The sequence below is a fragment of the Massilia pinisoli genome, from assembly GCF_024753285.1.
Taxonomy (GTDB): Bacteria; Pseudomonadota; Gammaproteobacteria; order Burkholderiales; family Burkholderiaceae_D; genus Telluria; species Telluria pinisoli.
This window is the reverse complement of sequence record NZ_JANUGW010000011.1, coordinates 176790-183117: the sequence shown is the minus strand read 5'-3', so window position 1 is coordinate 183117 and position 6328 is coordinate 176790. Positions and strand designations below refer to the sequence as shown.

The window sequence follows — 6328 nt, the reverse complement described above, 5'->3', positions numbered from 1 at the left end:
CAAGGTGAAAGCGCTGATCGTCGACACGAAGCTGTTCAAGGTCGACGGCGCGTTTGCGCTTGGGTCGGCCGTCATCTGCGTCGTGCTCGCCACGATCTACGGCATGTGGTGGTAAGCAAACGCTTGGTGGGGCAGTTCAGGCCGGGGGCCTGAACTGCCCCACCAGACGCGCGCGTCAAACGAAACTTGAAGGCAGCCTGCGGGCTGCCTTTATGTTTTTCACCAGGCTATATGAACTTCGTATATACGCTGGTAAAAAACATAATGGTTGTACTCCTTGCAAGGCGACAGAATGCCGGTCAGTCGCCTGATTGGTTCGCTCGACGCACCAACGGTGACGCATACCGATAAGTCAAAACGACAAAGCAAGGAGATTACATGCAGCAGACAACCCTGAGCGTACTCGTACGCTCGCTCATCCCATTGTTGGTCCTCCCCGCCATTCCCGCCGTCGCCCAGGTGACCGTGCCCGCCGCGCCGTCGGAACCCGCCGCGGGCGGCGACACGGCCGTCCAGCAGGTCGTCGTCTCGGGCATCCGCGCATCCGTACGCAGCGCCCTGTCCGTCAAGGAGAACTCCAACAGCATGGTCGAAGTCGTGGCGTCCGAAGACATCGGCAAGCTGCCCGACACGACGATCGCGGAATCCCTCGCGCGCCTGCCGGGCCTCGCCGCCGGCCTCGATCGCGGCAACGCGAGCCAGATCGTCGCGCGCGGCATGGGCGAACGCTTCATCGGCGCCACGCTGAACGGCCGCGAACTGGCATCGTCGGAACCCAATCGCGCCGTGCGCTTCGAGCAGTTCCCGTCCGAGTCGCTGTCCGGCGCCATCGTTTACAAGACGCAGAACGCCGACCTCGTCGAAGGCGGCATCACGACGACGATCGACCTGCAGACCGTGCAACCGCTGAAGTACAAGGGCCGCCAGGCATCGCTGAAGGCCGACGCGCTGTACTATCCGCTCGCGAAGGACGTCGACGCGCAATCCGTGCGCCCGCGCCTGGGCGGCATCTGGATCGACCAGTTCGCGGACAAGACGATCGGTACTGCCGTCGCGTTCAGCTACCAGAAGCAGCCGTCGATCGAGAAGCGCAAGAACCACTGGGGCTTCAACGAGGATCACTCCGTCGACATGAACGGCGACGGCAAGGTCGACAAGACGCCGTGGGGCTTCGAGGATGAACTCAAGCGCGGCACCAATGAACGCAGCAGCGTGCTGGGCAAGGTGGAATGGAAGGCGAGCCCGGACGCGCTGATCACGGCCGACCTGTACTTCGCCCGCGACAAGATCCGCGAGCCGAGCGTCCAGCACTGGACGGGCGACGTCGGCAACTGGGACGGCTGGCAGACGGGGAATTATTCGAACCTCGACATCCGCAACGGCTACGTCGTGGGCGCGACCGTGAAGGACGTGAGCCTGTCCACGCACAGCACGCGCTGGATCCAGAACATGGACAACGCGGCCGGTGGCCTGAACGGCAAATTCAACGTGGGCGACTGGAAGGTCGAAGCGGACGTCGCGACGTCGCGCGCGAGCCGCGCCAGCCAGTGGGCCGACGTGCGCAACACGACGGCGAACAACGGCACGCTGTCGTGGTCCTTCACCGGCAACGAGCGGCAGTCGTACTCGTTCAGCGAAGACACGGGCAACCTCGCCAACTTCGGCGCGCCGCAGCTCTACATCGACAACGACGGCCATGTGCACGACCGTCTCGACTCCGCCCACGTCAGCGGCGCGCTGCCGCTGGAACTGGGCCCGGTCAGCCGCATCAAGATCGGCGCCCGCTTCGCCGACCGCGAGAAGTCGTACCATCAGACCACGTGGAACATCTCGCCCGCGAACGCATCGATTGCGCCGTCCGCCTACCAGACGCTCAACGTGCCCGGCTACTTTCCCGCACTGAGCCTGCGCGATTTCGAAGGCACCGTGTCGTCCGTGTTCGGCGGCAGCGCCCTCGACGCGAGCGGCCGGCCGCAGACGGCGAACGACCTGCTCGCGGGTTGGAAGGTCAAGGAACGCACGAGCGCCCTGTACGTACAGGCGGACCTGGACGGTGAACTGTTCGGCCTGAAATACCGCGGCAACGCGGGCGTGCGCGTCGTGCACACGCACCAGACGGGCGAAGGCATGGAGTCCGTCAACGGCGCCGCGCCGACGCCGGTCGAAGGCGGCGCGTCGTACACGAAGGCGCTGCCCAGCATGAACCTGATCTTCGGGCTCGATGCGGAGCAGGCGCACCAGATCCGGTTCTCGCTCGCACGCGCCATGTCGCGCGCGCCGCTGGACGAGATGCGCGCGTCGCGCCAGATCTCGATGGACACGACCCCGGGCTCGCAGGCGCCGCTGACGGGCAGCGCGGGCAATCCGGGCCTGCTGCCGATGATGGCGAACCAGGCCGACCTCGCGTACCAGTGGTACTTCGACAAGGGCTCGCTGTTCTCGGCCGCGCTGTTCTACAAGCAGATCGGCAGCTACATCGGCATCACGACGGACACGACCACCCTCGACGGCCGCCAGGCGATCGTCACGCGGTCCATCAACGGCGAAGGCGGCTATGTGCGCGGCCTGGAGCTCGTCTACCAGCACGCGTTCACGCATCTGCCGGCCCCGTTCGACGGCCTGGGTGTCGCCGCGAACTGGTCGTACAACGAGAGCGACATCCACGAGTACACGAACCACTACCCGATGGAAGGCCTGATGCGCAACAACGGCGGCGTCACGCTCTGGTACGAAAAGAACGGCTTCGAGGCGCGCGTATCGGCCAACTACCACAGCCCGTTCGTGCGGATGCCCCGCTGGACCGCAGGCTATATGGCGGAAAACGGCGAGGAGACGTACGTCACGGCGAACGTCTCGTACTACCTGACGCCGCAACTGCAACTGCGCGTGGGCCTGGACAACATCACGAACCAGAAGGTCGTCTACACGCAGAACGCCAACGCGTACATGCAGAACGTGATGGAATACGGACGCCGCTACAACGTGGGCGTCTCGTACAAGTTCTGATGAAGACGATCACGCAACCCACGCTGCTCCGCACCGCCGTGCTGCTGGCCCTCGCCGGCCCCGCCACGGCGGGCGCGGAACAACTCCTCACCGTCGACGCCAGCGCACCGGCGCCCGACCCGCGCACCGGCACGATCAAGCTGGGCACGGCGAAGGCGCCGGGCGGGCACGCGCTCGGCATCAACAACCAATACCTCACGCGCGACGGCCAGCCCTGGCTGCCGGTGATGGGCGAGTTCCACTATTCGCGCAGCCCGGCCGCCAGCTGGGATGCTGAACTGGCGAAGATGAAGTCGGCCGGCATCGACGTCGTGGCCACCTACCTCATCTGGAACCACCACGAAGCGAACGAAGGCAAGTTCGACTGGTCCGGCAACCGCGACCTGCGCCGTTTCGTCCGGCTGGCGCACAAGCACGGCCTGGATGTCGTCGTACGGATCGGGCCGTGGTCGCATGCGGAGGTGCGCTACGGCGGCTTCCCCGACTGGGTGGTCGACGCGATGCCGACGCGCGGCAACGACCCGACGTACCTGCACTACGTCGAGCGTTTCTACCGCGAGATCGGGCGCCAGCTGGACGGCCTGCTGTACAAGCAAGGCGGCCCCGTGATCGGCGCGCAGATCGAGAACGAGTACAACCTCGCGGGCCCGGGCCACGGCGCGGAACACATCCGCACGCTGAAAGGCCTCGCCGTGAAGGCCGGTATCGACGTCCCGTATTACACGGTCACGGGCTGGGACCAGACCTTGTATCCGTCAGGCGAAGTGACGCCCGTATTCGGCGGCTACCCCGACGAGCCGTGGGCGACGAGTACGAAGGAACTGCCGCCGAAGGAGACGTACGCGTTCCGCTTCGGCACGCGCGTGAGCGGCGACCTGGGCGCGCAGACGCGCGCGAGCCAGCAAGGCACGGCGGAGACGGACGTCGACAGCACGCCGTTCCTCGGCGCGGAATACGGCGCGGGCCTGCCCGCCATGTACCGCCGGCGCACGCTCGTTTCAAGCGACGACATCGCGTCCATGCTGCCCGTGCAACTGGGCTCCGGCGTCAACCTGATGGGGTACTACATGTTCCACGGCGGGCGCAATCCCGTCGCCGGCACGACCTTGGAGGAGAGCACGAAGAGCGGCGGCTACAACGACGTCCCCGCGATCAATTACGACTTCAACGCGCCGCTGGGCCCCGACGGCCAGCAGCGTCCCGTGCTGGCGGCACTGCGCCCGTTCCACTGGTTCCTGCACGACTTCGGCGCGCGCCTGGCGCCGATGACCGTGCGCAGGCCGGACGTCGTGCCGACGGATCCGGCCGATCTGGATACGCTGCGGTGGTCCGTGCGCAGCCGCGGCGACGCCGCCTTCCTGTTCTACAACGGCCACGTGCGCCAGTACCCGACACCCGCGCGCGCACAGGTCCGCTTCGCCATCAAGCTGCCCGGCGGGACGGTGACCTTGCCGCGCAAGCCCATCGACCTGCCGGCCGAAGCGTACTTCGCCTGGCCCGTCAATTTCAACATGGACGGCCTAAAGCTGACGTATGCGACGGCGCAGCCGCTGGCACGGCTGGACGACGGCACGTGGGTGTTCGCGGCGCAGGACGGTGTTCCGGTCGAATTCGCGTTCGGCGACAAGGCCCGCGGCTGCGTGCACGCGGCCCGCGCTCACGTCGACGACACGTCCGACGCGGTCGTCGTGGACGCCATCGAACCCGGGCTGGACACTGCGTTCACCCTGCGCTGCGACGGCAAGGCGCCACAGTCCGTGCTCGTGCTGCCGCAGGCCCAGGCCCGGCAAACAGTCCTGGGCACCTTCCAGGGCCGGCGCCGCCTCGTGCTGAGCGACGCGCAGGCGTATTTCGATGGCGGCCGTCTCGTGCTGCGCAGCGCAGGCGAGCCGCATGTCCGCGCGGCCGTCTATCCGGCGTTGGCGACGACCCCGAAAGCCAGCACCGTCATGAAAACGGATGGGCGCGACGGGCTGTTCCAGGTGCTCGAGGCGACACTGCCGGCGCACGACGTGGTCGTCACCGTCAAACCGCTGCGCGCGGCGCAGGCGGCGCGGCCCATCCGCATCGGCGGCAACGCCAACGCGGCTGTGCAACCGGACCCGGAGGCATTCGGCGCCTCGGCCGCGTGGCAGCTCGACGTGGCGGCGGCCAAGGGGACGCGCGACGTGGACAGCTTGCTGCTCGACATCGACTTCACGGGCGACGTGGCCCGGCTGTTCGACGGCACGCGCATGATCGACGACTGGTACTACAACGGCCAGCGCTGGCAATTCGATCTGGGTAACCTGCCCGCGAAACGCCAAGGTCCGCTCACGCTGACCGTCCTGCCGCTGCGCGCGGACGCGCCGATCTACCTGCCGCGCGAACACCGGCCCGACTTCGACGGCAAGCCGCAGCTGGCCGAGCTGAACGCGGTGAAGGTGGTGCCCGTGTACCGTGTGGAGATCGGCCGCTAGCCAGGATGCCCCCATCGGTGGGGCATGACGATCCATGGCGCGCCTGTCAACATGCGCGCCATGGATACGCCAACCACCGGAATCTCCCCTCGCCGCACCGCAGCGCTCGATACCGTCGAGCGCTGTGTCATGCGCGCCGTCCAGTACGCGGTCGAGCAGCACCTGGGCTTCGTGCCCGCGTGGACCGTTCTGGGGCACTACCTCGACGGCGCATGCCGCCGGGCCGGCCGGGTCGGCGTCCGTCTCATCGCAACCCTGGCCTGTGCCGCAACCCACCGAGGACAACCATGATCTTCCACGCATCCATCCCCGCCCGTGAACCCGAGCGCGTCGCCGCCGTCATCGCCGAAATCTGGGGCGGCCAGTCGTTCCGCTTTCCGCCGTGGCCAGGCGCGTGGGTCGCGATGGCGGGCGACGCGCGCGGCTCGATGGTCGAGGTCTATCCGCACACGATGCCGATGGCGCCGGGGAACGGCGCCGAGATGGCACGCCCGCACCCGGACGCGGCACCCCGTCCCTATGCGTGCTTCCACCTGGCGATCGCCACCGAGCTGTCGGTCGACGACATCCTCGCGATCGGCGCGCGCGAAGGCTGGCGCGCCGTCCCGTGCTCGCGCGGCGGCGTGTTCGACGTCGTCGAGCTGTGGCTCGAAAACGGCCTGATGTTCGAGGTACTCACGCCGGAGATGCAGGACGACTACCGCACCGGCGTCACCGTCGACATGTGGCGCTTCACCCGTCACGCGGCGCCCGTGCCGGCCTGATGTCGGCCTGATCTCCTCGCGGCAGGGTAATTTTCTTCAATACCGGCCGGGCGGCCGCCGCTATCGTCTGCGCATCCCTCGACATGAAAGGAAACGCAG

The 6328-nt window shown here is 67.3% G+C and carries 4 protein-coding genes; all 4 read left to right on the top strand.

Annotated elements, in window-relative coordinates:
• Positions 1 to 378 precede the first annotated feature (378 nt).
• From NX784_RS16580 to NX784_RS16565, 4 genes are read left to right on the top strand one after another with little or no spacing between them, the layout of a single operon-like run.
• Entirely contained in the window at positions 379 to 3006 is a 2628-nt protein-coding gene (locus NX784_RS16580) for a TonB-dependent receptor (protein WP_258817800.1), read from the top strand.
• Positions 3006 to 5465, top strand: a complete 2460-nt coding sequence (locus tag NX784_RS16575) for a beta-galactosidase (protein ID WP_258817799.1) — start codon at positions 3006 to 3008, stop codon at positions 5463 to 5465. Before NX784_RS16580 ends, NX784_RS16575 begins: the two co-directional genes overlap by 1 nt.
• 24 nt (positions 5466 to 5489) lie before the next feature.
• Positions 5490 to 5756, top strand: a complete 267-nt coding sequence (locus NX784_RS16570) for a hypothetical protein (protein ID WP_258817798.1) — start codon at positions 5490 to 5492, stop codon at positions 5754 to 5756.
• Positions 5753 to 6229: a hypothetical protein gene (locus NX784_RS16565; protein WP_258817797.1), complete on the top strand. Its 477-nt coding sequence runs from the start codon at positions 5753 to 5755 to the stop codon at positions 6227 to 6229. The genes NX784_RS16570 and NX784_RS16565 overlap by 4 nt, the downstream gene beginning before the upstream one ends.
• The last annotated feature ends 99 nt before the right edge of the window (positions 6230 to 6328 follow it).